The sequence below is a fragment of the Streptomyces sp. NPDC020884 genome (genome assembly GCF_044333935.1).
In the GTDB taxonomy this organism is placed as follows: Bacteria; Actinomycetota; Actinomycetes; order Streptomycetales; family Streptomycetaceae; genus Streptomyces.
The window spans coordinates 299,117-325,160 of the sequence record NZ_JBIRRY010000004.1 but is presented as its reverse complement, the minus strand read 5'-3'; the positions used below and the strand labels follow the sequence as shown (position 1 = coordinate 325,160).

Sequence of the window (26,044 nt, the reverse complement as noted above, 5' to 3'; positions counted from 1 at the left end):
ATGGGCGAGGTCGTGGGCAGCCACGATCTGCTGCTCGTCACCCTGGACACCCTGCGCCACGACGTCGCCGTCGAGCTGGCGGCCGCCGGGCGCATCCCGAACCTGGCCCGGCATCTGGCCGGCGGCCGCTGGGAGGAGCGGCATGCTCCGGGCAGCTTCACCTACGCCTCCCACCAGGCGATGTTCGCCGGGTTCCTGCCGACCCCCGCCGCCCCGGGGCCGCATCCGCGGCTGTTCGCGGCGCGGTTCGCGGGCAGTGAGACGACGGCGGACGGCACGTTCGTGTTCGACACCCCCGATCTGGTGTCGGGACTGGCCGCCGAGGGGTATCGCACGGTGTGCGTCGGCGGGGTCGGCTTCTTCAACGGTCGGGGGCCGTTGGGTTCGGTGCTGCCGGGGATGTTCCAGGAGAGCCACTGGGAGCCCGGCTTCGGCGTCGCCTCGCCCACCTCGTTCGAGGAGCAGGTCGCCCGCGCGGAGGACGTCGTCGCGGCGCTCCCCCGGGAACAGCGGCTGTTCCTCTTCGTCAACGTGTCCGCACTGCATCAGCCGAACTGGTTCCATCTGCCAGGGGCGACCCCCGAGGCGGGCGACTCCCGCGCCACGCACGCGGCGGCCCTGGAGTACGTCGACCGGCACATCGGCCGGCTCTTCGCCGCGGCGAGCAGCCGGCGCCGGTGCTTCGCCATCGTCTGTTCCGACCACGGCACCGCCTACGGCGACGACGGCTACACCGGGCACCGGCTCGGCCACCCGGCCGTCTGGACCGTCCCGTACACCCACTTCTTCCTCGACCCGCTCGATCCGGGGGACGCCCGATGACCAGCAGCACCGCGGCAACGGCCACGGCCGTCCGGCCCTACGAGAGTTACGTCTACGCCTATCCGCACAAGACGGCCTACCGGCCGCTGCCGGACCGCCCGTCACTGCGGGCGCTGTGGGCGGCGGAGCCGAAGGACGCGCTGTCCCTCTACCTCCACATACCGTTCTGCGAGGTCCGCTGCGGCTTCTGCAACCTCTTCACCCGGATCGGCGCGCCCGAGGAGCTGACGACGCGCTATCTGGACGCTCTGGAGAGGCAGGCCACAGCCGTCCGGGAGGCGCTGGGCGACGAGGGGCCGGTGCGGTTCGCCGCGGCGGCGTTCGGGGGCGGCACGCCGACGTTCCTGACCGCCGGGGAGCTGGAGCGGCTCTGTGACATAGCGGAGAAGCGGATGGGTGCCGACCTGCGCTCGGTGCCGCTGTCGGTGGAGACCTCCCCGTCCACGGCGACGGCGGACCGGCTGGCGGTGCTGGCCGAACGGGGCACCACCAGGATCAGCATCGGTGTGCAGAGCTTCGTGGACGAGGAGGCGCGGGCGGCGGTCCGCCCGCAGCGCCGCGCCGATGTGGAGGCGGCGCTCGGCCGGATCCGCGAGGCCCGGATCCCGGTGCTGAACGTCGACCTGATCTACGGCATCGACGGGCAGACCGAGCGCAGCTGGCTCGTCTCGCTGGACGCGGCGCTGGCCTGGCGGCCGGAGGAGCTGTATCTGTATCCGCTGTACGTCCGCCCGCTCACCGGCCTGCACCGCCTGGGCGCGGCGGCCGGGGGCCGGGCGGAGGCCCTGGAGCAGGCGGCCTGGGACGAGCAGCGGCTGCGGCTGTACGCGGTGGGCCGGGATCATCTGCTGGCGCACGGCTACGAGCAGGTGTCGATGCGGATGTTCCGGCGCGCCGACGCCCCGCGGGAGTCGCAGGACGGGCCGGAGGACTACGCCTGCCAGACCGACGGCATGATCGGCCTGGGCTGCGGGGCCCGGTCGTACACGGCGGCCCTGCACTATTCCTTCGACTACGCGGTGGACATGCGGGAGATCCGGTCGATCATCGACCGCTTCACCTCGACCGAGGACTTCTCCCGCGCCGAGGTCGGCCGGTACGTCGACGCCGAGGAGGCGCGTCGTCGGCATCTGCTGCAGTCGCTGCTCCAGGCGGCGGGGCTGCCGGTGGCGGACTACCGGGCCCGGTTCGGCACGGATCCGCGCGCGGACTTCCCCGCCGAGCTGGCGGGGTTCGCGGACCGGGGCTGGCTGGACCCGGCGGCGCCGGACGGCCTGCTGCGGCTGTCCCCGGCGGGTCTGGCCCACTCCGACGCGCTGGGTCCGGCGCTGTTCTCCCACGGGGTGCGGGCCGCGATGTCCGCGTACGAGCGGAAGTGAGGCGGACATGGACCTGACGATTCTCTACCGCGGCCCGCTCGCCTCCTGCGACTACGACTGTCCGTACTGCCCGTTCGCCAAGCGGCGGGACAGCCGCGCGCAGCTCACGGCTGACCGGGAGGCCCTGGAGCGGTTCACGCTCTGGGCGGCGGCGCAGACCGGCGACCGGCTGTCCGTGCTGTTCACTCCCTGGGGCGAGGGACTGGTGCGCTCCTGGTACCGGCGGGCGCTGACCGAGCTGTCGCGGCTGCCGCACATCGGCCGGGTGGCGATCCAGACGAACCTGAGCTGCCGCACCGACTGGCTGGCGGACGCCCATCCGGAGCGGATCGCGCTCTGGTGCACGTACCACCCGGGGCAGACGCCCTACGAGCGGTTCCTCGGCCGGTGCCGGGAGCTGTCCGGGCTCGGGATCCGCTACAGCGTGGGGGTGGTGGGTTTCGAGGCCCATCTGGCGGAGGCGCGGCGGCTGCGGGCGGCGCTGCCGCAGGAGGTCTATCTCTGGGTGAACGCCGCCGAGGGCCACACGTACACCGACGAGGAGGCGGCCCGGTGGACGGAGCTGGATCCGCTCTTCCCCTACAGCCGTGATCCGCACCGCTCGGCGGGGCTGCCCTGTCGCACGGGCGAGTCGGTGATCTCGGTGGACGGGGACGGCACGGTGCGGCGCTGTCACTTCGTCAAGGCCGAGCTGGGCAATCTCTACGACGGCAGCTACCGCCGGGCGCTCGGCCCGCGGGCCTGTCCGCTCGCCGTGTGCGACTGCCACATCGGCTATGTGCATCTGGAGTCGCTGCCGCTGTACGACGTGTTCGCGGGCGGTGTCCTGGAGCGGATACCGGCCGGGCCCGGTGCGGGCACGCCGCCGGACGGGCTCGTCGCGTCGAGCCCGTCCCGGCGTGCGCTTCCCCTGCTGGAGCCGTGACCGCGACGACGGCTACAGCGGCAGCAGGTCCGGGCGCTTCGCCTCGACGTGGTCGCCGGAGGACTCGCCGCGCAGCCGTCGGCCGATCCAGGGCACGAGGTATTCGCGGGCCCACTGGATGTTGTCGCGCCGTTCGTCGAAGGGGGTGCGCTGGGCCTGCGGCGGCCAGGGCTGGTCGGGCTCGGCGGGCACGTCGTGGCCGAGGACCTGGGCGGCGCGCAGGGCGACGCGGGTGTGGCCCTCGGGCGACAGGTGGAGTCGGTCGTTGTCCCAGGCCCGGCGGTCCTGGACCGAACGGAGCGACCACAGGTCCAGCACGGGGCACCGGTAGCGGTCGGCGATGGCCCGCAGATGGACGTTGTACGTGGCGATCTTGCCGCGCATGTGGCGCAGCACCGGAACGCCCCGGGTGTCGAAGCCGGTGGTGACCATGACCGTGCCGACGGCGTTGCTCAGGTCGGCGACCGCCCGCTCGAAACGCTCGGCGAGGTCGTCGGGGTCGGTGCCGGGCCGGATGATGTCGTTGCCGCCCGCGCAGAAGCTGACCAGGTCGGGGGCCAGTTCCTTGGCGCGGGGGATCTGCTCCTCGACGATCTGGTCGAGGAGACGTCCGCGTACGGCGAGATTGGCGTAGCGGAAGTCACCGTGCGGGGAGTCCTCGGGGCCGGCCGCCGCGTCGGGGGCGGGGAGCCGGTCGGCGAGGAGGACCGCGAAGCGGTCCGCCCAGCCGACGAAGGTCCCGTCGGGGCCGGGGTCGCCGACGCCTTCGGTGAAACTGTCGCCAATCGCCGCGTACGACCCGATGGTGTGCTGCTGGTTGTTTCTCGAATCGTCTGCCACAAGGACTTATCCTGCATCGTCCGATGTGACCTACGCGACCGTAATACGGGGTTGACGGGTGGTGAGATAGACCACCCGGTCAGTTTTTGGTAAAGCCGGAATAAAGAGAGGGGCGGTGCGCCGCCGCGCACCGCCCTTCTCCCTGCTTCTCGCCGCACTCGGTCAGACGGAGACGCCGTGCTGACGCAGGTACGCGATCGGGTCGACGTCCGAGCCGTAGCTCGGGCCGGTGCGGACCTCGAAGTGCAGGTGCGGGCCGGTGGAGTTGCCGGTGGAGCCGGAGAGGCCGATCTGCTGGCCGCCGGTGACGGTCTGACCGACCGAGACGTCGAGCGAGGACTGGTGGGCGTACTGGGAGTACATGCCGTCCTCGTGCTGGATGACGACCTCGTTGCCGTACGAGCCGCTGTTGCCGGCCGAGACCACGGTGCCCGGTCCGATGGCGAGGACGGGGGTGCCGGAGGCGGCCTGGAAGTCCGAGCCGGTGTGGTAGCCGCTGGACCAACTGGCGCCGGAAGCGCGGTACTGGGTGGTGACGTTGGCGCTGGCGAGCGGGGCCGACCAGCCGGAGCCGGTGGCCTCGGAGGAACCGGTCTGCGCGGAGCTGCCGGAGCCCTCGGAGTCGTCGGCGGAGATCGTGTCGCCCTTGGGGGCTTCCTTCGGCGCGGCCTTCGGGGCCGGTTCGGCCTTCTTCGGGGCGGCCTTGGGAGCGGCGGACTTCTCGGCCGGGGCGGAGCCCTTGGCGCCGAGGGTCAGCTTCATGCCCGGGTGGATCAGGCTGGGGTTCTCGCCGACGGTGGAGCGGTTGTCCTGGTACAGCTTCTCCCACCCGCCCTTGAGCCGGTGCTCGGCCGCGATCTTCGACAGGTAGTCGCCGGAGACGACGGCGTACGTCTTCGGGGCGGTCTTCGGCGCGGCGGGGGCGGCCGGTGCGGTGTGCGCGGCGGCGACCGAGGCGGCGGCGGGCTTCGCCGCCGGAGCGGCCTGGTCCGCGGCGCTCGCGACGGTGGCGCCGATGAGCGGGAGGGCGAGTGCGGCGCCGCCGGTCCCTGCGGCGAGGACGCCGCGGGAGATCGGGCCGGACTTCGGACGACGGTGCTTACCCTGTGCGGGCATGGGGAAGTTCCTCTCCGGCGCCTGCGAGGTGAGCTGTCGGGTTCGGGCTGGAGATGCCCGGTCGCACGTGCGGCGACTTCACCCCGAGCCGGTCCGGATCGCTCCGGATCGGCGGCTTACCTGGTTCCCCCGCTCCTGCCACGCGTGAGTGGGTGGGTGCGAATTCCGGGCGGCGGCAGGATTAGGCGGTCCGTCCGGATTGCGGCGACCGTAAGCGAGCCAGGACGAGCGGAACAAGCCATCGGTTGCGTACCGGAATCATCTATTCAATATCGTTTCGCATTTCCCGTCACACTCCGTGGATTACGGATCTTGTATTTCCGTACGGGGAACGGGATAACGCGGGGGCGCGCTCACCACGGTCCGTCACGGATATGATCCCGCTCACCTTCGCAATCCCATCTCCCCCATTAGCGGGGCATGTTCTGCGAAATGCACCAATACGGACATGGTGTGGGCGACTGTTCTGACGCCCGGTCAGCCCAGCCCCGGAGGCTTTCCGCACCGGGGCGTGCGGCCATCATGATTTTCCGCCGAATCGATGTCGTATCGTCACGGGAGCGCCCTCGCCGGCGAGCCGCGCCGACGCCAGAGATCCCAGGAGCCACCGTGACGCAACAGGTGCCGCAGGTCCCGCCGACCGAGACCGCGCTGGCCGGAGTCCGCAACTTCCGCGACGTGGGCGGGCTCCCCACCACGGACGGGCGACGCACCGCTTTCGGCCGGCTCTACCGCAGCGGACATCTGGCGAACGCCACCGCCGAGGACGCGGCCTTCCTCGGCGGGCTCGGACTGCACACGATCTTCGACTTCCGCAATTCCGCCGACCACCGGCTCGACGGGTACGACATCGAGCTGACCGGTGTCCGCAATGTCAGCATTCCACTCTCGGACCCGGCCGACGGCGCGGAGTTCTGGCGGCTGGTGCGCGACGGGAACATCGAGCAGCTGCGCTCGATCCTCGCGCACGGCAAGGGCACCGAGCGCATGATCCGGATGTACCGCTCGACGATCGAGGACCGCACCGCCGAACACAGCCGGGTGCTGCACGCCCTGGCCGAGGACAGCGTCCCGGCCCTGATGCACTGCGCCGCGGGCAAGGACCGGGCCGGTCTCTCGATAGCGATCGCGCTGCTGGCGGTCGGCGTCGGGCCGGAGGCGATCGAGGCGGACTACCTCAAGTCCAACGATCCCCACCGCCGGTACAAGGTGAAGCGCACCGATATGTCCGAGGTCGGGATGTCTCCCGAGGTGACGGAGCTGCTGAACCCGCTCTTCGGGGCGGAGGCCGCCTACCTCGCGGCGGCGTTCGCGGCCATCGAGGAGAACTGGGGAACGACCGACCGCTATCTGGCCCAGGGGCTGAAGGTCTCCCCCGAGACCCGGGAGCGGCTGCGCGAGCGCCTGCTCGACCCGAGCTGATCCGGCCGGCGACAGCGCGCCGGGTGACGGGCCCTCACTTGCTTCCGGCCACCACGAAGAGCAGGTAGAGGAAGCCCGCGATGACGTGGCCCGCCACCAGATAGGCGAACAGCCGGATCACGACGCCGCGCGGCATCCGCTTCTCCTGCGTGTCCTCGTTCTCACGACGCCCGGGACCCAGCGGGTCGTAATACTCGGAATCGGTCATGACGGTCCTCTCTGCCGGACTCACGGCCGGTCAGCGCGGGTGCAGGGCGTTGCCGAGGCAGAGCTCGGCGGCGGGGCTCTGCAGCAGGGTGTGGACGAAGAGCAGCTCCGCGCCGCCGCGGTCGACGGCCGCGATCCGGTGCGGGGTGAGCGAGTCGAAGTGGGCGCTGTCGCCGGGTTCGAGGTCGTGGACGGTGTCGCCGAGCCCGACCCGCAGCCGTCCCTCCAGGACGTACAGCCACTCCTCGCCGGGATGGACCCGGACCAGGTCGCCCTGGGCCCCGTAGGGAACGCGCACCCGCAGCGCCTGCATCGCACGGCCGGAGCCGCCGACCTGCCGGTACATCCAGCCGTCCGCCTCCGCCCCCTCGAAGCCGCCGCCGCGGACGATCGCGTCCCGTTCGGGCGGCTGCTCGCCGAGGAGCTCGGAGACCGTCGTACCGTAGATGCGGGCGAGCCCCAGCAGCATGGGCAGCGAGGGCTGCCGGCGGCCGGTCTCCAGCCGGGAGAGATGGGCCGGGGAGAGTCCGGCCCGGCGGGCGGCGGTCTCCAGGGTGAGGCCGCGGTCGCGGCGCAGGTCACGCAGTCGGGGTGCGACGCCGGGGAGCTCGTCCGGCACCCCTTCGTCCGGGGGGTTCATGGCTCCATTGGGCCAGGATCTTTCCTTTGAGGCAAATAACTTGCCTCAGAGGCAAAGCCCTCCCGGGGGCCGGTCAGCGGTTGGCCACGGCCTGCTTGACCAGCGTCCGGCCGAAGTCCCACATCAGTCCGCCGCCGCTGTGCGCGTCGTCCATGACGGACGTGAACGCCGCCACGAACCGGTCCACCTCCGCGTCCCCGATGATCAGCGGCGGGATCAGCTTGATCACTTCCAGGTGGTCGCCGGAGACCTGGGTGAGGATGCGGTGCTTCTGGAGCAGCGGTACCACGACCATCTGGGCGAAGAGCCCCTTGCGGGCGGCCTGGAGCATGGTCCAGCGGCTGCGCAGCTTCAGCGAGGCGGGCCGGCCGAACTCGATGCCGATCATCAGCCCGCGCCCGCGGACCTCGTGCAGCAGTTCGTAGCGGTCCACCAGGGCCGCCAGCCGCTCGCGCAGCAGATCGCCGGTGCGCCGGGCGTTCGCGACGGTCTCCTCGTCCTCCATCACCGTCAGGACGGCCAGGCCGGCCGCCATCGCCTGGGCGTTGGAACCGAAGCTCGCGGAGTGGACGAGGACCCGGTCCATCGAGGAGAAGACCTTGCGGAAGATCCAGTCCTTGCCGAGGGTCGCGCCGACGGGCACATAGCCGCCGGAGAGCGCCTTTGCCACGCACACCAGATCGGGCTCCACGCCCTCCTCGTGCTGGTAGGCGTAGAAGTCCCCGGTCCGGCCGAGGCCCGTCTGCACCTCGTCGACAATCAGGAGCGCCTTGTACCGGTGCAGCAGCTCCTGCGCCTCGCGCAGATGGCCGGGCGGCGCGGCGAGCACCCCCTTGCCCTGGATCGGCTCGACGACCAGGGCCGCCACATCGCCCCGCTTCAGCTCCCGGCGCAGCGCGTCCAGGTCGCCGAGCGGGATCGCCGTGTCCGGCAGCAGGGGGCCGAAGCCGTCGCGGAAGCCGCTCTCCCCGTTGACCGAGAGGGAGCCGGCGGTGAGCCCGTGGAAGGCGTGGTCGCAGTAGAGGATCCGGGGCTTCCCGGTGGCGTGGCGGGCGAACTTCAGCGCCGTCTCGACCGCTTCCGTGCCGCTGTTCCCGAAGAAGACGCGGTCCAGGTGCGGGCTGTGGGTCAGCAGCTTCTCGGCGAGCAGTCCGGGCAGCGGCTGGCAGTCGAAGCGGGTGAGGTCGGCGAGCTGGGCGTCCAGGACGTCGTGCAGGGCCCGGCGGACGACGGGGTGGTGGCGGCCGAGGCCCATGACGCCGAACCCGGCGAGCATGTCGAGGTAGTCGTTGCCCTCCGCGTCCCAGAAGTACGCGCCCTCGGCCCGCTCGTAGACCTTGTCGAAGCCGATGGTGTGCAGCATGCGCGGCAGCTGGTGGTTGAGGTGGCGCGCGTGCAGGTCGTACCGCTCGGCCCCGCGCTCGGCGAGGAGCCGCGCCAGGTCGAAGCCCTGGGATCCGCCGTCCGTCATCGCCCGCTCTTCTCCTTCGGGTGTGCTGTCGCGGGGCCGGCCGCCCCGGGTGACCCGTGACGGCCGGCCGTGCCTCGTCGGTCGGCGCGCCTCAGCGGTTGCCGCTGATGGTCTCCCGTGCCGCGCGCAGGGATTCCTTCAGGGACCCCATGGTGGCGAGCACCGCCGTGGGTTCGTAGCCGCAGTGCGCCATGCAGTTGGCGCAGCGCGGGTCCTTGCCGCGGCCGTACTTGTCCCAGTCGGTCTCCTCGATGAGCTGACGGTACGTCGGTACGTAGCCGTCGCTCATCAGGTAGCAGGGGCGCTGCCAGCCGAAGAGGGAGTAGTTCGGAATCGCCCAGGCGGTGCAGGGGAAGTCCGCCTTGCCCTCCAGGAAGTCCAGGAAGAGCGGCGAGTGGTTGAGCCGCCAGCGGGCCCGGTTGCCGCCCGCGAAGGCCTTCTTGAACAGCTCGCGGGTCTGCTCGACGCCGAGGAAGTGCTCCTGGTCGGGGGCCTTCTCGTAGGCGTAGGCGGGCGAGATCATCATCTCGTCGACGTGCAGGTCGTCGTTGAGGTAGTTGAGGACCTCGATGATGGTCTGCGGGGTGTCGGTGTTGAAGAAGGTGGAGTTGGTGGTGACCCGGAAGCCGCGCCGCTTGGCCTCCTTCATCGCGGCGACGGCCTCGTCGAAGACGCCTTCCTTGGCGACCGATTCGTCGTGCCGCTCGCGCAGCCCGTCGATGTGCACGGCGAAGGCGAAGTACGGGGACGGGGTGAACTTGTCGAGCTTCTTGCGCATCAGCATCGCGTTGGTGCAGAGGAAGACGTACTTCTTCTTCGCGACGAGCTGGCGCACGATCTCGTCGATCTGCGGATGCATCAGGGGTTCGCCGCCGGCGATGGACACCATGGGGGCGCCGGATTCGAGCACCGCGCCCACCGCCTGGGCGACCGGCATGCGCTGCTTCAGGACGCCGGCCGGGTGCTGGATCTTCCCGCAGCCCTCGCAGGCGAGGTTGCAGGCGAACAACGGCTCCAGCTCGACGATCAGCGGGAACTTCTCACGCTTGCGGAGCTTCTGTTCGAAGAGATACGTCGCAACCTTGATGGACTGACGGAGCGGCATGGCCATCTGGCTCACCTCCTGGGGAGCAGTAAAGATCGGTGCCATTCGTAGAAAGCCGGAAGGACGGCACGAAGAACGCGGAAGGCTGATATTCCACCGCGGACCGTGCCGATGCGGACGAGCTCATGCTCTGGAGCGTCCACGACCACCCGGACGGCCGCAACCGGGCGTGGTCCGTGGCACAGGGCGGTACGCAGCGTCGCGGCGGACTCCATGTCCACCGCGATGGCCCCGCCCGCCCGCAGCGCGGCCCGCTCGGGGCCCCGTACGACGTGGTCGGAGCCGGTCAGCGGGCCGGTGTGGACCGTGCGACCCGGAACGGCCCTGGCGAGCGCGGCGACCAGGACACCGGTGCCCGCGCAGGGGGTGAATCCGTCCGTGTCCCGGGTCTCCTCGGCGACGACCAGGTCCCCGGGGTGCATTCCCGGCGCGAGGCCGGCGCAGAAGCCGGAGGCGATCACGGCGGCGTCGGGGGCCCCGCCGGGGCCCAGGAAGCGCGCCACGGCCGCCTCCGCGGCCCGGGGGCCCATGCCGGTGCGCAGGACCCGCACCGGGCCGGGAGCGGGCCTGCCGCTGCGCAGGGCCACCTGCTCGATGCCGAGCGCGCAGGCGACCAGCAGCGGTGGCTCGGGGCTCCCGGACCCTCGCGGATCGCCCATCAGGCCCCCTCGGCGGCGTCCGCGCGGTCGGCGAACGGGTCGCCGTACACATAACGCCCGAGTGCGGTGAGGGGGAAGACCTGGCGGTAGAGGTGATAGTTGATGGAGAAGTCCCAGGGGAAGCCGGTGCCGGTGAAATGCGGCTCGTCCCAGGAGCCGTCGGCCTGCTGCGCCTCGGTCAGCCAGGTGACGCCGCGGGCGACCGAGCGGGTGTCCCGGCGGCCCGCGGCGAGGAGGGCCAGGAGCGCCCAGGCGGTCTGGGAGGCCGTGGACTCACCGTGCCCGATCCACTTCTCCTCCTGGTAGGAGCGCAGGTCCTCGCCCCAGCCGCCGTCGTCGTTCTGGACGGACTCCAGCCAGGAGACGGCCCGGCGGATCGCGGGATGTCCGGCCGGCAGTCCGGCGGCGATCAGAGCGGGCACCACGGACCCGGTGCCGTAGACGTAGTTGACGCCCCAGCGGCCGAACCAGGCCCCGCACGGCTCCTGTTCGGCGAGCAGCCACTCGATGCCCTCGCGGGTACGGGGGTGCTTGGCGAGGCCCTCGACGGCGAGCATCTCCACCACATGGCCGGTGACGTCGGCCGACGGGGGGTCGATGACCTCGCCGAAGTCGCAGAAGGGCAGACGGTTGGGGAAGGAGCTGGTGTTGTCGGCGTCGAACGCGCCCCAGGCGCCGTTGCGGGACTGCATCCCGAGGTTCCAGCGGACCCCGCGGTCGATGGCGGCTTCCAGGCGGGCGGGGTCGGGGTGGCGCACCCGGCGCAGTGCCAGGACGACTTCGGCGGTGTCGTCGATGTCCGGGTAGTTGTCGTTGTGGAACTCGAACGCCCAGCCTCCGGGGGCGAGTTCGGGCTTGCGCACGGACCAGTCGCCGGGTCTGGTGATCTCCTCGGCCAGCATCCAGTCGGCGGCCTTCACCAGGGCGGGGTGGTCGGGTCTGAGTCCGCCGTCGACCAGGGCGATGGTGGCCAGGCAGGTGTCCCAGACGGGCGACTGGCAGGCCTCGATCATGCGGGCGCCGTCCTCGCGCCGGACGGCGAACCGGTCGAGCGAGGCCAGGCCGGCCTTCATCACCGGGTGGTCGAGGTCGTAGCCGAGCAGATGCAGGGCGATGACGGAGTAGACGGCGGGCGGCTGGATCCCGCCCCAGCAGCCGTCGTTCTCCTGGCGCTCGATGATCCACCGGGCCGCCAGGTTCATCGCGATGCGGCGCAGCGGGCGCGGGGCGACCTTGTGGTAGAGGTGCAGCCCCTTGTCGAGGCGCTGGAAGAGTCCGTCCCAACTGGCGGGCGGGGCAAGCTTCCTGGCCGGGTTGGGGTGGTCCGGGTCGGTGTGCAGCTCGTCCAGCGCGAAGGGCGCGGCGCGCACCGGGCGCTTCGCGGAGACGACGGTGAGCGGCACGATGGTCTGGCGGGCCCAGCAGCCGAAGTCGTAGATATTGAGCGGGACCCACTTGGGGAAGAACATGAGCTCGGGCGGCAGTTCGGGGAGGTCGTCCCATTTCCACCAGCCGAACAGGGCGAGCCAGATGCGGGTGAACACGCGGGCTGCCGCGATGCCGCCCTGCTCCCTGATCCAGCCGGAGGCGCGCGCCATGTGCGGTTCGTCGGGGCGGTCCCCGGCCAGCCGCAGGGCGAGGTAGGCCTCGATCGTGGCGGAGAGGTCGCCCGGTCCGCCGTAGAAGGTGTTCCAGGTGCCGTCGCCGAGCTGTTCGCCGCGGATGAAGAGGGCGGCCGCCCGGGTGGTCTCGGGGTCCTGGATGCCGAGGAACTGACGCAGGAGCAGGTCCTCGGCGTCCATCGTGACGTTGGTGGCCAGGTCGCCCTTCCACCAGCCCTGCTCGTCCTGCCTGCCGAGGAGGTGCTCCACCGAGCGTTCCGCGGCCCGTCGCGCGGCGACGGTCACGTCGTCCGCGGCGGTGGTCGATTCGGTCGGATCGTCCGCCGAGGCTGCGGAGAGGTGCACAGCCCCGGTGGATCCGTCGGTCGTCGCTGTCATGAGCTTCCCCTTCGTGCAGTCGGTTCTCTGCTGTGCTGGGGTCTCCGTCGGCCGGCGCCCGGTAGAGGGGCGCCGGCCGGCGACTGCGAGTCATATGCGAAGAGTGGTCATCTCTTTCGTACCACCACGAAGTCGGCGAGCTCGGTGAGCTGCTCCCGCACCCGGTGGGGCATGTCGACGGCGTGCAGCGCCTCGATGGCGACCGCGTGCTGACGACGGGCTTCCTCAGCGGTCCACTCGCGGCCGCCCGCCTCCTCGATGAGTGCCGCGCGGGCGGCGAACTCCTCTTCGGAGAAGCTGTCGAAGTCGTTGCTCTTCGCGTCGGCGGCGAGCAGTTCGCCCAGCCGCTCGGAAGCCTCGCCGCCCGCGGCGAGCGCCGCGACGACGGGCAGGGACTTCTTGCGCTGGCGCAGGTCGCTCCAGGTCTGCTTGCCGGTGGCCTCCGGGTCGCCCCAGATGCCGAGGAGGTCGTCGACGGCCTGGAAGGCGAGGCCGAGGTGGTAGCCGTACGCCTCCAGGGTGTCGGCGGTGCGGTCGTCGGCGCCGCCGAGCACCGCGCCGATGGAGACGGCGCAGGCGAGCAGGGCGCCGGTCTTGTTGCCCTCCATCTCCAGGCACTCCTCGACGGTGACCCGCTCGCGGTGCTCGTAGGAGATGTCCTGGGCCTGACCGTCGATGAGCTTGCGGGTGGCGGTGGTCAGCCGGCGGGCCGCGCGGCCCGCCTCGACCGTGCCGAGCTCCAGCAGCAGGTCGTAGGCCAGGGCGAAGAGCGCGTCGCCGACCAGGATCGCCTGGGCGGGGCCGTGCGCCTTCCAGACGGTGTCGCGGTGGCGGCGCTGCTCGTCGCCGTCCATCAGGTCGTCATGCAGCAGCGAGAAGTTGTGCACGAGTTCGACGGCCACCGCGCCGGGGATGCCGGCCTCGGCGGGGGCGCCCGCCGCCTCGGCGGACAGCAGGGCGAGCGCGGGGCGCACGGCCTTGCCGCCGTCGCCGTCCGCGGGCCGCCCCTCGGCGTCGATCCAGCCGAAGTGGTAGGCGGCGACGGTGTCCATGGGCGGCGCGAGCCGGGCCACGGCAGCCCGCAGGACCGGCGCTGACAGGGCTCGTCCGCGCTCCAGAAGCGCGGTGACGTCCGCGGTGTCCGCCACGGTGTCGAAAGCCGGATTCGCCGGGGTCACAGACTCTCCTCTTGTTCCGGTGGTACTGCTCATGCCGCCTCCTGCAGCGGATGTCCATGGGGGCGGCCGAGGTCGTGCAGGGCCGCGTCGGCGGCGCCGGCGCCGCTGCGCACGGCACCCTCCATCGTCGCGGGCCAGCCGGTGGCGGTCCAGGCCCCTGCCAGCTGGAGACCGGGCAGCCGGGTGCGGGGGCCGGGGCGCAGCCGCCCGACGCCCGGGGCGGGCGCGAAGGTGGCGGTGCGCTCCCTGGTGACGAAGAAGTCCCGGATGCCCGCGCCGCGGGCGGCCGGGAGCAGCCGCTCCAGCTCGGGCAGATAGCGCTCCCGCAGTTCGGCGACGGGGAGGTCGATCTCGTCCTGGGCGGCCGACTGCGAGACGGCCAGATACTGCCCGGGGCCCTTGAGCCCCGAGGAGTGCGTACGGTCGAAGACCCACTGGACCGGGGAGCCGATCGCGGCGAAGAACGGCCTGCGCAGGACCTTGCGGTCGTAGACGACGTGCACGTTCAGAATGGGCGTGCAGGCGATGTCGAGCAGCAGGTCCGGTTCGTCCAGCGCGCCCGCGGGCAGCAGGTCGTGGGTCTCGGTCTGCGGCACGGCCAGCACGACGGTGTCGGCCGTGATCCGCTCCCCCGCCGTCTCGACGCTCCAGCGGCCGTCCTCGGTGCGGGTCAGGGAGCCGACCTTGGCGCGCAGCTCGGTGCGGACGCCCGCGGTGTCCAGGGCCTTGCGGGCGAGGGTGTCGTGCAGCTCGCCGAGCGGCACGGTGGCCCAGCCGATGTCGGCGGCGCCGGGCTCGGAGAGCAGTCCGGTCTTGAAGACCTTCGCCGCCAGCGCCATGGAGGCGTGGGGGGCGGTGGCGTTCAGCGTGGCGACGCCGACGAGGTCCCAGAGCGCCTCGATGGTGCGCTCGGACTGGCCGTGCCGCCGGAGCCAGGTGGCGAAGTCGATCCGGTCGAGCTCCGGGTCGGCGGGGTCGAGGCGGGCGAGCGCGAGAGCGGCCCGGCCCACCCCGGCCTTCTCGGCGAGCGAGAGGTGCGGGTAGGCCGCGAGTCCGCCGGCCAGGTGCAGCGGTACGGGCAGGCCGGTGCGGCGCAGCCGTCCCAGGCGCGGGCCCGCGGCCCGGCCGACGTCCAGCACGGGCACGTCGAGGCGGTCCTGGAGCGGGGCCAGGTGGGCGGCGTCGATCCGGTCGAGGAACCAGCGGTAGCCGGTGCAGCAGCGCAGGTAGACGTGCTGGCCGTTGTCGACGGTGAGGTCGCCGCGCTGGAAGGAGAAGGCGAGGCCGCCGAGGCGGGGCCGTCCCTCCAGGAGGGTCACGTCCAGTCCGGCGTCGGCGAGACGGAGCGCTGCCGTGACGCCGGCGAGGCCGCCGCCGACGACGACCGCGACGGGGCGCGGGCTCTCGTCGCTCATGCCTGCCCCTCTCGCCGGACCGTGGCCGTCTGCCGGGTCCTCACCCTGGAGATCGTCGCAGTCGGTGACGCGTCGGGCGACCGGAGGGTTGCCCGGGAGCCGGAGCTGCCGCACGGCATCAGGCTCGCCCCCTGGCGGTGAGCCGCGAGATGTGGCGGGCGTCCAGTCCGGACAGGCCGCGCACCGCGACGTAGGCCTTCTCGTGGCCGGGCAGCGAGACCCGGCCGCGCAGTACGGCCTCGGGGTCGCGCTCGATGCGGTCGAGGAGGCGGCGGTAGATTCCGGCCATCGCCGCGACGCAGGCGCCGCTGCGGCGGTCGAGCATCGGCAGCAGGCGGTAGCCCTCGGCGAACAGCGCGCGGGCGCGGCGGACCTCGAAGTGGATCAGGCCCTCGAAGTCGGAGCCGGGGGGCGGCGTGGTCCGGTGGAAGCCGGCCGAGCAGCCGAATTTGGCCAGGTCGTCGGCGGGCAGGTAGGTGCGCCCGTTGCCGGCGTCCTCGCGGACGTCGCGCAGGATGTTGGTGAGCTGGAGGGCGAGGCCGAGGGTGTCGGCGTACTCCGCGGCGCGCTCCGCCCCGCGGGCGCCCGGCGCGGTGCCGAAGACGCCGAGGCTGAGGCGGCCGATGGCTCCGGCGACGCACCGGCAGTAGGCCTTGAGGTCGTCCCAGGTCTCGTAGGTCGCACCCCGGACGTCCATCAGGACGCCGTCGATCAGCTCGTCGAGCCCGCCGAGCGGGAGCGCGAAGCGTCGGGCGGCGTCGGAGAGCGCGACGGCCACCGGGTCGGTGTCGTCCTCGTCGACCGCGTCCTTGCGGATCCGCTCCAGCAGTTCGCGGGTGCTTTCCAGCCGGGTCCGCTTGGTCTCCGGGTCCAGCTCCCCGTCGCCGATGTCGTCGACCCGACGGGAGAAGGCGTACAGCGCCGACATGGCCTGCCGCTTCTCGTACGGCAGCAGCCTGATGCCGTAAGCGAAGTTACGGGCCTGCTGTCCGGTGACGGCCTCGCAGTAACTGTATGCGGCCTGCACCGGCGGCGACAGGTACGTCGTCTGTCCCTCCACGGTCCGGCTCACCTCTCTCCACGCGCTCTTCGAAGGACGATTCCCACCTCGCGCAGCAGGCTGGGCTTGGTGGGTCTGGGCGGTCCGGGCAGTACGTCGAATCCCGCGGCCGAGATCGCCGTCAGCGCGCTGCGCCCGCCCCCGACGAATCCGGCGAGGAGCAGTTTGAGCCTGCCGTCGACGCTGCCCACCAGCGGGGGGCCTTCGTTCAGCAGCTCGCCCGCGCGCTGGGCCTCGTACGCGATCAGGGCGCGCACCGAGGCTCCGGCGGAGGGCACGGCCAGGTCGGATTCGGTGACCCGGAAGCGTTGCATGTCCTCGGCGGGCAGATAGATCCGGTCGCGTTCCAGGTCCTCGGCCACGTCCTGCAGGTGTTCGACGATCTGGAGCGCGGTGCAGACCGCGTCGGAGCGGCGGACGCGTTCCGGGCTCGCGGTGCCGGTGAGGGCGAGGACCAGGCGGCCGACCGGGTTCGCCGAGAGCTCGCAGTAGGCGGCGAGCTCGGCGTAGGTGCCGTAGCGGCGGATCTTCTGGTCCTGGCGGTTGGCCTCGATCAGTCCGATGAAGGGCTCGGGGGTGAGCGTCCGGCGCCGGACGGTGGGGCGCAGCTTGCGCAGCAGCGGGTGGTGCGGCTCCCGGCCGGTGGTGGCGAAGACCCGGTGCAGGTCGGCCTCGAGCGCGTCGAGCATGGCGAGGCGGTCGTCGCTCTGCGCCGGCTCCAGGCCGAGGTGGCGGGCGTCCGCGCCGCCGGGGGCGAGATCTCCGTCGCCGATGTCGTCGACGAGCCGGGCGAATCCGTAGACCGCCATCAGGTCGTCGCGCCAGGCGCGGGGCAGGAAGAAGGGCGCCACGGGGAAGTTCTCGTCCGCGGCCTTGCCGAGGGTGGCGTCACCGATGCGCGCCTCGGGGGTCGAGGTCACGGCGACCCGCCCGGCGCGGGGACGGCGAAACCACGTCGGAGCTGGAGATCTTCCGTCATTGCCGTCACATCTCCCGTTCTACACTGCTGACCCAAAACAACCCTTTTCGGACACGCCGCTCAATCTTCCGAGTGCACCGCGGCAGAGCGGGCGGTGCCGGGGCGTATCGCCCTACTTGCCATGAATCAGCACCGCTACAGCTTACGTTGCACAGCTCACAGGGGACCGGCGGGGTGGAACGCCTGCCGCCGCTTCCCGGCCGTTCCCGTCAACCTTCCCCGCGCACGGCTGAATTGACGTCATCCGCCGGGAGGAGATCGCCCCCGGGCCCTGCTGCGGGCGGAGGGCTCCTCCCGGCGCCGGGTAGCGCACGGCCCCCGCCGGACCGGTCCGGCGGGGGCCACGGGGAGGGCTCGGGCTACTTGCCCGTTTCGCGCTCGTACGCCTTGAGGACTTCCTCGGTCGGGCCGTCCATCAGGAGCTCTCCCTTCTCCAGCCAGAGCGCGCGGTCGCAGGTGTCCCTGATCGACTTGTTGTTGTGGCTGACCAGGAAGACGGTGCCGGCCTCCTTGCGCAGCTCGCGGATCCGTTCCTCGGAGCGGACCCGGAACTTGCGGTCACCGGTGGCCAGCGCCTCGTCGATCATGAGGACGTCGTGGTTCTTGGCGGCGGCGATCGAGAAGCGCAGCCGCGCGGCCATGCCGGAGGAGTACGTCCGCATCGGCAGGGTGATGAAGTCGCCCTTCTCGTTGATGCCGGAGAACTCCACGATCTCGTCGTAGCGCTCGCGGATCTCGTCCCGGCTCATGCCCATCGCCAGACCGCCGAGGACGACGTTGCGCTCACCGGTCAGATCGCTCATCAGGGCCGCGTTCACCCCCAGCAGCGAGGGCTGACCGTCCGTGTACACCTGGCCGGACTCGGTCGGCAGCAGCCCGGCGATGGCCCGCAGCAGCGTCGACTTGCCGGATCCGTTGGTGCCGATGAGACCGATGGCCTCGCCGCGGTAGGCGGTGAAGGAGACGCCGCGCACGGCGTGCACCTTGCGGACGCCGCGCGGCTCGCCCTTGCCCCGCCGCACCATGCGGCTCAGCGCGGCGGTGGCGCTGCCCCGGCCGCCGCCGGTGCCGTTGACCCGGTACACGATGTGCACGTCTTCGGCGATCACCGTGGGGATGCGCCCCTGTGCGTTGTCCTCAGCCACGGCCGTACCGTTCCTCTGCTTTCCAGAAGTACACGAATCCCACGACGCCCAGCAGCACGGCCCAGCCCAGACCCGCGGCCCAGACGTGGTCCGGCAGGTTCTCCGAGCCGTACCCGTCGATCAGGGCGAAGCGGACCAGGTCCATGTAGATCGCCGCCGGGTTGTACTGCAGTACGTCGGCGATCCAGGCCGGTTTGTCCTTGAGCATCACCGGGATGGAGAACATGACGCCCGAGGCGTACATCCAGGTGCGCATGACGAACGGCATCAGCTGCGCGAGGTCGGGGGTCTTGGAGCCGAGCCGGGCCATGACGAGGGCCAGGCCCGTGTTGAAGAAGAACTGGAGAATCAGGGCGGGAATCACCAGGAGCCACGACAGCGAGGGGTAGCTGCCGAAGATGACGGCGACCGCGACCAGCACGATCATCGAGAACAGCAGCTGTTGGAGCTGCTGGAGCGAGAAGGAGATGGGCAGCGAGGCCCGGGGGAAGTGGAGGGCCCGGACCAGTCCGAGGTTGCCGGAGATCGCGCGGACCCCCGCCATCACCGAGCTCTGGGTGAAGGTGAAGACGAAGACGCCGGTGACCAGGAACGGCACGAAGACGTCGTGGGGAATCCCCTCCCTGGTCCCCAGGATCAGCCCGAAGATCAGGTAATAGACACAGGCGTTCAGCAAAGGTGTGACCACTTGCCACAGCTGGCCCAGCTTGGCCTGGCTGTACTGCGCGGTCAGCTTCGCCCGGGAGAAGGCCAGGATGAAGTGGCGTCGTCCCCAGAGCTGTCGCATGTAGGCGAGCAGCCCCGGCCGGGCGCCGCTCACGGTCAGGCCGTATTTGGCGGCCAGCTGGGCCGCGTCGAGGCCCTCGTCGGCGGACGGGGGGGTCCCGAGGGCTACCCCACCGTCGTGGGTCGTGTCACTCACAAGTTGAAACTCTCGTCTTCACGCGCAGCCAGTCGCGGGCGCGGCTCAGGCGGACAGGTTCCGGAAAGAAAATACGCCTCATGCTCTCAGAGGAAAGCCTCTCAGATGACCGGAGGTCGGCCCAGCCTCGTCAGCCGCCACACCGTACGCCACTTCATCGGGCGTCGAGGCCCGCAGGAGGTCGACCAGCCTTCCCGGAATCCGCCGAACCATGCCTTCAGCGCCGGCGGGGAAGGACGCCTGACCAGGGTCAGCAGGACCCAGACCCCCAGATAGAGGGGGATCAGCGGGGCGGGCAGGTTCCGGCGGGCGAGCCAGACCCGGTTGCGGGCGACCATCCGGTGGTAGACCGCGTGCCGGGACGGGGCGGTGGTGGGGTGGTTCAGCACCATGTCCGCGCGGTAGTCGATCAGCCAGCCCGCGTCCAGCGCCCGCCAGGCCAGGTCCGTCTCCTCGTGGGCGTAGAAGAAGTCCTCCGGCAGCGGGCCGACCTCGGCGATGACCCGGGTGCGTACGGCGTTGGCGCCGCCCAGGAACGTCGTCACGCGCGAGGAGCGCATCGGGTCGGCGGCCCGCAGCCGGGGCACGTGCCGCCGCTGGGTGGCGCCGGTGTCCGGGTCGGCGATCCGGAAGGTGACGATGCCCAGCTTCGGGTCGGCCGCGAACGCCTGCCGGCACAGCTCGGCGGTGTCCCGGTTCGGCAGCAGGCCGTCGTCGTCCAGGAAGAGCAGGGCGTCCACGTCCACACCGCACGGGCCGAAGGCCTCGATGCCGACGTTGCGGCCGCCGGGGATGCCCAGGTTCTCGGGCAGTTCCACCGTGCGCACCCCGGCGGGCACGTCGGGGACCGGGGCGCCGTTGCCGACCACCACGACCTCGATCCGGTCACCGTGCTGGGCGGTGACCGAATCGAGGAGGGCGCGGAGCTCGTCCGGGCGGTTGCCCATGGTGATGATCACCGCGCCCAGTTTCATGGGAAAGGTCACTTCAGCCTGCTGGACGCCAGGACGGACACCAGGTGCAGCAGGGTCTGCAGCAGCGCGATGCCGGCCATGACCGCCACGGTCAGACGGGTGTAGAAGAGGTCGCCGCCGATCGCGTCGACGACGGCCACCAGGAGGATCACCAGCGAGGCCTCGATCCCGAGGATCAGCCGGTGGAACTTGAGCGCCCCGGCGGCCCGGCGGGCCAGCGCCATGCCCGAGGAGCGCGGTTCGGACGCCGCCTCCTGCACCGGCGGCTTCCCGCCCTGGTGACGGGCCACGCCCACCAGGTCCGTCTCGGCCTTGATGAGAATCGCGCCGAGCGCGGCGAGGGTCCCCAGGAAGGCCCAGAGCCAGTCGATCCGGCCCTCGCCCCAGATGTCGGCGGCCCGCAGGCCGAGGCCGACGAGCACCGCCGCGTCGCACAGGTAGGCGGCGACCCGGTCCAGATAGACCCCGCTGAGCGAGTACTGCTTCTTCCAGCGGGCGAGCTCGCCGTCCACACAGTCGAACAGCAGATAGAGCTGGACCATCAGCACACCGAGCACGGCACCCCACACGCCCGGCACCAGCAGTGCCGGGGCGGCCAGGGCACCGGCCAGCGTCATCACGTACGTGACCTGGTTCGGCGTGACCCGGGTGTTGACCAGGTAGCGGTCCACGCGCAGCGAGACCTCGCGCATATACATGCGCCCGGCCCAGTGCTCGCCGCTGCGCCGGTCCTTCACCCCCGGAGGGTGAACGACCGGACGGAGTTCAGCTACTGATGGTCGTCGCATAGTCGGCGTACGCGTCCCTGATCTGGTCGATGGACAGGTTGAGGTGCTCCAGGACCGTGAAGCGTCCCGGCCGCGTCTGCGGCGCGTAGTCGACGGCCTTGACGAACTCGTCGACGCTGAACCCGATCTCCTCCGGCAGGACCGGCAGACCGTGGCGGCGCAGGACCGATGCCATCAGGAGGGACTCCTGGCGGGCACCGCGCAGATGCATGGCGAAGCAGGCGCCGAGGCCGACCTGCTCGCCGTGGCTGGCCGCGCGCTGGGGGTACAGCAGGTCGAAGGCGTGGTTGATCTCGTGGCAGGCGCCGGACGCCGGACGCGAGTCGCCCGCGACCGACATCGAGATGCCGGTCAGCACGAGCCCCTCGGCCAGCACCTTCAGGAAGGCGTCGTCGCCGACCCCGCCCGGGTGGCGCAGCACGGCCTCGCCCGCCTGGCGGGCCATCGCGGCCGCGAGACCGTCGATCTCCTCGCCGTTGACCTCGTGGGCCAGCTCCCAGTCGGCGACGCAGGAGATGTTCGAGATCGCGTCGCCGACGCCGGAGCGGACGTAGCGGGCGGGCGCCTCACGGATCACGTCGAGGTCGATGACCACGGCGATCGGGGTGGGGACTCCGTAGGAGCCGCGCCCGTTGTCGTTGTCCAGCGTGGCGACCGGCGAGCACAGGCCGTCGTGCGAGAGGTTCGTCGCGACGGCGACCATGGGCAGCCCGACCCGCGCCGCGGCGTACTTCGCCACGTCGATGATCTTCCCGCCGCCGAGACCGACGACGGCGTCGTACCGGTTGCCCTTGATGCCGTCGGCGAGCTTCACCGCGGAGTCGATCGTGCCGTCGGAGACCGGATACCAGTCGGCCCCCGGCAGGACCGGGGCGAGCCTCTCCCGCAGGGCGCGCCCGGAGCCGTCGCTGATCGCGATGGCGAGCTTGCCCGAGGAGGAGATCCGCTGATCGGCCAGGAGACCCGCCAGATCGTCCATGGCGCCGCGCCGGATATCGACGACGACCGGGGACGGAATGAGCCGGGTCAGTACTGGCACGCGATCTCACGGCCCTTCTTGAGGTCGTCGTGGTTGTCGATCTCGACCCAGGTCACGGTGCCGATGGGGGCCACGTCGACGGTGAAACCGCGGCCCACGAGCTCCTGGTAGCCGTCCTCGTAGTAGAGGTCGGGGTCGCGCTCGAACGTGGTCTTCAGCGCGTCCGCGAGCTCCTCGGCGGCCTCGGCCTCGATGAGGGTGACGCCGATGTACTCACCGGTGGCGGTGGCCGGGTCCATCAGCTTGGTGATGCGCTGGACGCCCTTGCCCTCCTCGGTGATGACCTTCATCTCCTCGTCGGCGAGGACCTTCTCGGTGTCCAGGGCGAGGATGATCTTCTGGCCCTTGCCGCGGGCGTCCAGGAGGGTCTTCTCGACGGAGACCGGGTGCACGGTGTCGCCGTTGGCGAGGATCACGCCGCGCTTGATGACGTCACGGGCGCACCACAGGGAGTAGGCGTTGTTCCACTCCTCGGCCTTGTCGTTGTCGATCAGCGTGAGGGTGACGCCGTACGTCTCCTCCAGCTCGGCCTTGCGGGCGTAGACGGCCTCCTTGCGGTAGCCGACGACGATCGCGACCTCGGTCAGTCCGACCTCGGCGAAGTTGGCGAGCGTGAGGTCGAGGACCGTCTTGTCGCCGTCGACAGGGACGAGCGCCTTGGGCAGCGTGTCCGTGTAGGGGCGCAGACGTCGTCCTGCACCGGCTGCCAGTACGAGGCCGATCATGCGAGTTCTCCTTCGTCGTGTACGGCGGGGGCCGAGGAGGACACCCAGAAGCGGATGGACTCCACGAGCACCACCAGAGCCACGGCGACCGCGAGCGCGGTCAGGGCCGTGGTGAAACCTGAGGCATGGGTGAGTACGGCGGCGAGGACGGCCACCAGCGCGGTGCGGCCCTCGTGTCCACCGATCGTCCGCACCAGCCACTGGGGCGGCGCGCCGGTGCCGCCGCGGATGCGGTACACCGTGTCGTAGTGATGGTAGGCGACGGCCGAGACGAGCCCGAAGGCCGCCGGAACGGCGTGCGGTACGTCGCTGCGGGCCGCCAGGACCAGGATCGTGACGTACTCCGCGGCCCGGAAGAACGGCGGCACCAGCCAGTCGAGCGCGCCCTTGAGGGGGCGGGCGACGGCGAGACCGGAGAGGACCACGTACACCGCGGCGGCGGCGACGGTGAGCAGGCTGCCGTACGGGAGGAAGAGAGCGCCGCCGATCATGACCAGCGTCCCGAGCAGGGCGACGGCCGGGGCCGTGTACGTGCCCCGGAGGCCCGGCGCGAGCGCCGCGACGCCCTGGGCGAGCGGCCCCGAGTCGGCGAGGTCTGCGAGCGCGCGGGCGGCGCGGTCGGTGCGGCCGGCCCTGCGGGTCAGCGAGCGCAGGAGGCGGCCGGCGGTGGTGTAGCAGGCGGCCAGGGAGCAGCCGACGAGCAGGGCGTAGAAGACGATGCGCGGGGTGGTGAGCGCGGTGAGCACCGCGATCATGGCCCAGCGCTCGCCGATCGGCAGCACGATCATCCGGCGCACCCAGACCGTCCAGCCGACGCTGTCGAGCCTGTCGGAGAGGGCGGCGGTGGGGCTGGTGTTGGCGACCGCGTCGTGGTTGGCCTCGTTGAACGAGAAGTCCACGACATGGCGGCAGGCCTGGAGGACCATCGCGCCGAGTGCGAGGGTCCACACGTCGTCGCCGCCGCGTACGGCGCCGATGGCGAGCCCGGCGTAGTACGCGTACTCCTTGGCCCGGTCGAAGGTGGCGTCCAGCCAGGCGCCCATCGTGGAGTACTGCAGCGAGTAGCGGGCGAGCTGCCCGTCGGTGCAGTCCAGCACGAAGGAGACCAGGAGCAGGATCCCGGCGGCGACGTAGCCGCCCCGGGTGCCGGTGGCCGCGCTGCCGGCCGCGATGAGCGCGGTGATCAGCGAGGCGGTGGTGACCTGGTTCGGAGTGAGGTTGCGGCGGGCGCACCAGCGGGCGATGTAGCGGGAGTAGGGGCTGATGCAGTACGTGGTGAAGAAGCCGTCGTGGGCCTTCACCGCGTTGCGCAGCCGTACCGCCTCGTCGTCGACCGAGGCGAGGCCCGCCTCGGCGGCGGCCTGCTGCTCCGGGTCCGTGGGGACGACCGCGACGAGCGAGCCGAGGGCGGGGCGCTGTACGGCGGTGCCCTCGGCCTCCAGTGCCACGGCGATCCGGCCGGGGACGGTGCGGTCCTCGGGCGCGGGGTCGGCCTCCGGCTCGACGACAGGGGCGCCCACGCCGACCGCCGCGGTGGTGCGGTGCAGCGCGCGCAGCAGGGCACCGCGCGCCTCGGGCTGGGCGGTGAGCGCGCCGGGGACGGTGGCGGCGGGGAAGCGCGGGTCGGTCAGCCCGAGCCGCAGCGCGTGGACGTGACCCACGAAACGCGGGTCGACGAGGGCGACCCGGCGGCCGGCCGGGACGGCGGCGAGGAGGGCTGCGGCGTCACCGGCGTCGACGGCGGTCTGCACGTCGAAGCCCAGGGACCGCAGATCGTCCGCGAGCGACGACCCGGGTACCGGCGTACCGGTGAGGATGGCGGTCGACAGACGAACTCACTCCTTGGCACTGACGTGGACGACACACGGCGGCACGGCCACGAGGCGGGCCGGGCGGCGTGTCGGCTGAGGCTATCGGATGAACGGAAGGCCGAGTTCACCACCCGTTTGTGCGCTGTTCGGGTGGACCTGCGAACGCGGGCGCCGTTCGCGATCATCATGATCGATCGGGGGCCCGGCCCACAAACCGCGAGGAGGGGCCCCGTCCGCCGGGCCCTTAGGCTGGCGGTCATGACATGGCTGATCACAGGCGGGGCGGGTTACATCGGGGCACACGTGGCGCGGGCCATGGTCGCGGAGGGCGAGCGGGTCGTGGTGCTCGACGACCGTTCCAGCGGCATCGTGGACCGGCTGCCGGAGACCGTCACGCTGGTGGAGGGCTCGGCCTCCGACCGGGCGCTGCTGGACCGGGTGCTGGTCGAGCACGCGGTGAGCGGTGTGGTGCATCTCGCGGCGAAGAAGCAGGTCGGCGAGTCCGTGGAGAAGCCGCTGCTGTACTACCGGGAGAACGTCGCGGGGCTGGCCGTCCTGCTGGAGGCCGTGGTCGCGGCGGGGGTTTCGCGCTTCCTCTTCTCGTCGTCGGCGGCCGTCTACGGCGTACCGGACGTGGACCTCATCACGGAGGAGACGCCCTGCCTGCCGATCAACCCGTACGGCGAGACCAAGCTCACCGGGGAGTGGCTGGTGCGGGCCGCCGGGAAGGCCCACGGGCTCTCGACCGCCTGCCTGCGGTACTTCAACGTGGCGGGCGCCTCCGCGCCGGATCTCGCGGACACCGGGGTCTTCAACATCGTCCCGATGATGTTCGAGCGGCTCACCCGCGGCGAGGCCCCGCGGATCTTCGGCGACGACTATCCGACGCCGGACGGCACCTGCGTCCGTGACTACATCCATGTCGCCGATCTGGCGGAGGCGCATCTCGCCGTGGCCCGGCGGCTGGACGGGACGGGCGGCGACCTCACGCTGAACGTCGGCCGGGGCGAGGGCGTCTCGGTACGGGAGCTGGCCGGAGTGATCGGCGAGGTGACGGGCCACGACCTGAAGCCGGTGGTCGAGCCGCGCCGGGCCGGTGACGCGCCGAAGGCGGTGGCGTCGGCCGCGCGGATCTCCGAGGAGCTGGGCTGGACGGCCCGGCGGAGCATGCGCGAGATGGTGGAGTCGGCCTGGGAAGGCTGGTGCCTGCGTCACCCCGAGGCACGGGTCGAGCGACGTCCGTGACCGGTCCCGGGCGGCGTCCTCCCCTCGTCTCCGAGCGGCCTCCCCGATCGTGTCAGCGCTCTGACCTGCGGAACGTTTCCGCAGGTCAGAGCATATGACAACGGTGTTCAGTCCCGTGTTGCCCCATACCCCCCACCCGTAGTTCACTGGCCACGTCGGGCGGTTTAGCCGGGCGCC

The 26,044-nt window shown here is 71.5% G+C and carries 24 protein-coding genes and 1 riboswitch; of the genes, 5 read left to right on the top strand and 19 right to left on the bottom strand.

What is annotated here, in order from left to right; genetic code table 11:
- The 3 genes from ACH4UK_RS15640 to ACH4UK_RS15630 are packed head-to-tail and all read left to right on the top strand — an operon-like array spanning position 1 to position 3,126.
- The gene (locus ACH4UK_RS15640; RefSeq protein ID WP_398356594.1) at positions 1 to 822 is read left to right on the top strand and encodes an STM4013/SEN3800 family hydrolase; all 822 of its coding nucleotides are present in this window, start codon (positions 1 to 3) and stop codon (positions 820 to 822) included.
- Positions 819 to 2,201 carry an STM4012 family radical SAM protein gene (locus ACH4UK_RS15635; RefSeq protein ID WP_398356593.1) on the top strand — a complete coding sequence of 461 codons (1,383 nt, stop codon included), beginning with the start codon at positions 819 to 821 and terminating at the stop codon, positions 2,199 to 2,201. The genes ACH4UK_RS15640 and ACH4UK_RS15635 overlap by 4 nt, the downstream gene beginning before the upstream one ends.
- A 7-nt stretch (positions 2,202 to 2,208) precedes the next feature.
- Positions 2,209 to 3,126 (top strand): STM4011 family radical SAM protein, encoded by a 918-nt coding sequence (locus ACH4UK_RS15630; RefSeq protein ID WP_398356592.1) that lies wholly within the window; start codon positions 2,209 to 2,211, stop codon positions 3,124 to 3,126.
- A 12-nt stretch (positions 3,127 to 3,138) separates the two neighbouring features.
- Here ACH4UK_RS15630 and ACH4UK_RS15625 read toward each other — a convergent pair whose 3' ends face one another.
- The gene (locus ACH4UK_RS15625; protein ID WP_398356591.1) at positions 3,139 to 3,966 is read right to left on the bottom strand and encodes an SGNH/GDSL hydrolase family protein; all 828 of its coding nucleotides are present in this window, start codon (positions 3,964 to 3,966) and stop codon (positions 3,139 to 3,141) included.
- A 162-nt stretch (positions 3,967 to 4,128) separates the two neighbouring features.
- On the bottom strand, positions 4,129 to 5,082 hold the full coding sequence (locus ACH4UK_RS15620) for a peptidoglycan DD-metalloendopeptidase family protein (RefSeq protein WP_398356590.1): 954 nt from the start codon (positions 5,080 to 5,082) through the stop codon (positions 4,129 to 4,131).
- A 3-nt stretch (positions 5,083 to 5,085) separates the two neighbouring features.
- Positions 5,086 to 5,247, bottom strand: a riboswitch (cyclic di-AMP (ydaO/yuaA leader).
- Between the two features lie 444 nt (positions 5,248 to 5,691).
- On the opposite strand from ACH4UK_RS15620, the gene ACH4UK_RS15615 reads away from it, so the two are divergent.
- Positions 5,692 to 6,504, top strand: a complete 813-nt coding sequence (locus ACH4UK_RS15615; protein WP_398356589.1) for a tyrosine-protein phosphatase — start codon at positions 5,692 to 5,694, stop codon at positions 6,502 to 6,504.
- Positions 6,505 to 6,538: 34 nt separating this feature from the next.
- Here the strand turns inward: ACH4UK_RS15615 and ACH4UK_RS15610 are convergent, their stop codons facing one another.
- The 17 genes from ACH4UK_RS15610 to ACH4UK_RS15530 form a co-directional block, all read right to left on the bottom strand.
- Positions 6,539 to 6,712 carry a DUF6126 family protein gene (locus ACH4UK_RS15610; protein ID WP_398356588.1) on the bottom strand — a complete coding sequence of 58 codons (174 nt, stop codon included), beginning with the start codon at positions 6,710 to 6,712 and terminating at the stop codon, positions 6,539 to 6,541.
- A 30-nt stretch (positions 6,713 to 6,742) separates the two neighbouring features.
- Positions 6,743 to 7,351: a helix-turn-helix domain-containing protein gene (locus ACH4UK_RS15605; RefSeq protein WP_398356587.1), complete on the bottom strand. Its 609-nt coding sequence runs from the start codon at positions 7,349 to 7,351 to the stop codon at positions 6,743 to 6,745.
- 73 nt (positions 7,352 to 7,424) lie between these two features.
- The gene (locus ACH4UK_RS15600; RefSeq protein ID WP_398356586.1) at positions 7,425 to 8,822 is read right to left on the bottom strand and encodes an aspartate aminotransferase family protein; all 1,398 of its coding nucleotides are present in this window, start codon (positions 8,820 to 8,822) and stop codon (positions 7,425 to 7,427) included.
- Positions 8,823 to 8,913: 91 nt separating this feature from the next.
- On the bottom strand, positions 8,914 to 9,933 hold the full coding sequence (hpnH, locus tag ACH4UK_RS15595) for an adenosyl-hopene transferase HpnH (RefSeq protein WP_097871128.1): 1,020 nt from the start codon (positions 9,931 to 9,933) through the stop codon (positions 8,914 to 8,916).
- 5 nt (positions 9,934 to 9,938) lie between these two features.
- Positions 9,939 to 10,586, bottom strand: a complete 648-nt coding sequence (locus tag ACH4UK_RS15590) for a 1-hydroxy-2-methyl-2-butenyl 4-diphosphate reductase (RefSeq protein WP_398356585.1) — start codon at positions 10,584 to 10,586, stop codon at positions 9,939 to 9,941.
- Complete coding sequence (gene shc, locus ACH4UK_RS15585; RefSeq protein WP_398356584.1) at positions 10,586 to 12,586, bottom strand: squalene--hopene cyclase; 2,001 nt, start codon at positions 12,584 to 12,586, stop codon at positions 10,586 to 10,588. The genes ACH4UK_RS15590 and shc overlap by 1 nt, the downstream gene beginning before the upstream one ends.
- 107 nt (positions 12,587 to 12,693) lie before the next feature.
- On the bottom strand, positions 12,694 to 13,797 hold the full coding sequence (locus tag ACH4UK_RS15580) for a polyprenyl synthetase family protein (protein WP_398356583.1): 1,104 nt from the start codon (positions 13,795 to 13,797) through the stop codon (positions 12,694 to 12,696).
- Positions 13,794 to 15,179: a hydroxysqualene dehydroxylase HpnE gene (gene hpnE, locus ACH4UK_RS15575; protein WP_398356582.1), complete on the bottom strand. Its 1,386-nt coding sequence runs from the start codon at positions 15,177 to 15,179 to the stop codon at positions 13,794 to 13,796. Before hpnE ends, ACH4UK_RS15580 begins: the two co-directional genes overlap by 4 nt.
- A 118-nt stretch (positions 15,180 to 15,297) precedes the next feature.
- Positions 15,298 to 16,239: a presqualene diphosphate synthase HpnD gene (hpnD, locus tag ACH4UK_RS15570; protein WP_398356581.1), complete on the bottom strand. Its 942-nt coding sequence runs from the start codon at positions 16,237 to 16,239 to the stop codon at positions 15,298 to 15,300.
- 8 nt (positions 16,240 to 16,247) lie between these two features.
- A complete protein-coding gene (gene hpnC, locus ACH4UK_RS15565) occupies positions 16,248 to 17,159 on the bottom strand; it encodes a squalene synthase HpnC (protein WP_398356580.1) in 912 nt (303 codons plus the stop codon).
- A 418-nt stretch (positions 17,160 to 17,577) separates the two neighbouring features.
- Positions 17,578 to 18,363 (bottom strand): ABC transporter ATP-binding protein, encoded by a 786-nt coding sequence (locus tag ACH4UK_RS15560; RefSeq protein WP_398356579.1) that lies wholly within the window; start codon positions 18,361 to 18,363, stop codon positions 17,578 to 17,580.
- On the bottom strand, positions 18,356 to 19,285 hold the full coding sequence (locus tag ACH4UK_RS15555) for an ABC transporter permease (RefSeq protein ID WP_398356578.1): 930 nt from the start codon (positions 19,283 to 19,285) through the stop codon (positions 18,356 to 18,358). The genes ACH4UK_RS15560 and ACH4UK_RS15555 overlap by 8 nt, the downstream gene beginning before the upstream one ends.
- 101 nt (positions 19,286 to 19,386) lie before the next feature.
- Positions 19,387 to 20,259, bottom strand: coding sequence for a glycosyltransferase family 2 protein (locus ACH4UK_RS15550; protein ID WP_398356990.1), 873 nt, complete (start codon positions 20,257 to 20,259; stop codon positions 19,387 to 19,389).
- Positions 20,260 to 20,267: 8 nt separating this feature from the next.
- A complete protein-coding gene (locus ACH4UK_RS15545) occupies positions 20,268 to 21,047 on the bottom strand; it encodes a CDP-alcohol phosphatidyltransferase family protein (RefSeq protein ID WP_398356577.1) in 780 nt (259 codons plus the stop codon).
- Positions 21,025 to 22,086 (bottom strand): iron-containing alcohol dehydrogenase family protein, encoded by a 1,062-nt coding sequence (locus ACH4UK_RS15540; protein WP_398356576.1) that lies wholly within the window; start codon positions 22,084 to 22,086, stop codon positions 21,025 to 21,027. The genes ACH4UK_RS15545 and ACH4UK_RS15540 overlap by 23 nt, the downstream gene beginning before the upstream one ends.
- Positions 22,074 to 22,811, bottom strand: coding sequence for a sugar phosphate nucleotidyltransferase (locus ACH4UK_RS15535; protein ID WP_398356575.1), 738 nt, complete (start codon positions 22,809 to 22,811; stop codon positions 22,074 to 22,076). Before ACH4UK_RS15535 ends, ACH4UK_RS15540 begins: the two co-directional genes overlap by 13 nt.
- Positions 22,808 to 24,562 carry a DUF5941 domain-containing protein gene (locus ACH4UK_RS15530; RefSeq protein ID WP_398356574.1) on the bottom strand — a complete coding sequence of 585 codons (1,755 nt, stop codon included), beginning with the start codon at positions 24,560 to 24,562 and terminating at the stop codon, positions 22,808 to 22,810. The genes ACH4UK_RS15535 and ACH4UK_RS15530 overlap by 4 nt, the downstream gene beginning before the upstream one ends.
- Positions 24,563 to 24,880: 318 nt before the next feature.
- On the opposite strand from ACH4UK_RS15530, the gene galE reads away from it, so the two are divergent.
- Positions 24,881 to 25,867, top strand: coding sequence for a UDP-glucose 4-epimerase GalE (gene galE / locus ACH4UK_RS15525; protein ID WP_398356573.1), 987 nt, complete (start codon positions 24,881 to 24,883; stop codon positions 25,865 to 25,867).
- The last annotated feature ends 177 nt before the right edge of the window (positions 25,868 to 26,044 follow it).